The sequence below is a fragment of the Pseudoalteromonas sp. SR45-5 genome (assembly GCF_014163565.1).
Classification (GTDB): Bacteria; Pseudomonadota; Gammaproteobacteria; order Enterobacterales; family Alteromonadaceae; genus Pseudoalteromonas; species Pseudoalteromonas distincta.
In genome coordinates, this window is sequence record NZ_JACJDN010000783.1 from 1 (window position 1) to 1,577 (window position 1,577).

The 1,577-nt window shown below is 39.8% G+C and carries 2 protein-coding genes; both read right to left on the reverse strand.

What is annotated here, in order from left to right; genetic code table 11:
* A partial coding sequence (locus H5072_RS18995) for an ABC transporter permease (RefSeq protein ID WP_182694453.1) occupies positions 1 to 1,166 on the reverse strand: 1,166 nt, incomplete at its 3' end.
* An 11-nt stretch (positions 1,167 to 1,177) separates the two neighbouring features.
* Positions 1,178 to 1,577, reverse strand: a 400-nt coding sequence (locus H5072_RS19000) for an ABC transporter permease (protein ID WP_182694454.1), incomplete at its 5' end; no start/stop codon positions are given.

Below are 1,577 nucleotides of genomic sequence, written 5' to 3' on the forward strand. Positions count from 1 at the left end.
CGTTTAGCCGGCGCTAATACTGCAAGTAAACTCATTAAAAATACGGCAATGGCGGTAACGGCTATATAACTTGGCGGTAGTGCGGCTACAGAAAAATACTGCATTAACATTTTCCCAAGTAGTATTGCTGTTACTACACCTAAGGCTAAACCTAGGCTACAAATTAATGCATTTTCTACTAAAAAGTAGCTAACAATAGCTGACTTTCTTGCGCCAAGTGCTCTGCGTGTACCAATTTGCTTAGTACGTTTGCTAATATTAAATAAGGTTAAGCCAAAAATACCGAGAGCGGTTATAAGCACTAAAATAGTGATTAATACTATGAGCATGCGCATCATAAGGCGATCTTGAGCGGTATACTCATTTTTTAATTCATCAAGCCCTTTAATGTTGTTAATAACGCGTTTGCTGTAATTTTCGAGCATAGCATTTTCTATTTCTTTCATTACAGCTGCTAGCTGACCAGGCTTAGTACGAACGGCAACTTGTGCATAACTTGCTGCTTTAATATAAGGAATAAACGCAAGATTATCGGGTTTACTGTCTTTGAGCCACGGGCCTTTCATTTTTCCGATCACGCCAATAACTTTAAGTGGTAGGTCACCAAAATAAACTATTTTCCCTAAACCATCTCCATCAGGGTAGAGCTCATCAAGTAAGGCTTTAGTGACTATAGTGACGTTGGTGCGCTTTTGTGTAATTTCGTTTGTAACGAGCACTTCATCTTCGGTAAAGTTTCGCCCTGCAATTAAGTTAACGCCGTAGGTATTAATAGCATGATCGTCTATAAAAATATAAGCGGCCCTGACACTTAGGCCTTCTTGTGGGGCAGGTTTTAAATTAAAGCTCGAAGCGCTGCCACTCCCTGATAGTGGAATACTACTGCTTAATGCGGCATCGACCACGCCTGGCATTTTTCTAAGCATGCTTTCATCAAGCTCAAACTGCTGACTTAAGTTAATATCAGTACCAAAGGTCATTACATTAAACTTAAATATATCTTGTTCAGGGTAGCCCGTTTCTTGGTTTAAATAACTAATTCTATCTTGAATGATAAATGCAGCATTACTGACTATGGCAGTGGTAATTGCAATTTGAATTAGCAGTAATACAGCGCCCACCTTTGAGCGGCATAAGGCGTTAAATATAGGTTTTATTTCTAACATTGTGACATTCCTTATTGGCTCTTAAGATAAATAGCAGGGTTGGTTTTACACACTAGCCAAGCAGGGTACAAACCAGCCAAAATGCAGGTTGTAATTGCAATCAATGGGGCGCTCAATAGCATGGTTAAATCCATTGTCGCTAAATTTTCATAGTAGTCATAGCTTTGCCCTACGCCCATTAAGCCAAGTTGTGCTAGTACAATTCCTAGCATGCCACCTATAAAGCCAAGCATGGCGACCTCAACTAAGTGCTGTAAAAATATTTGCCTTTTACTCGCACCTAATGCGCGTCTTACACCTACTTCTGGCGCTCTGCGTAAAAACTTAGCTAAAAGTAAACCTAAAATATTGGCTAAGCAGACACCTAAGAACATAAAGCTCAGGCCCACTAAAATTTTATTGTCTTCGGTG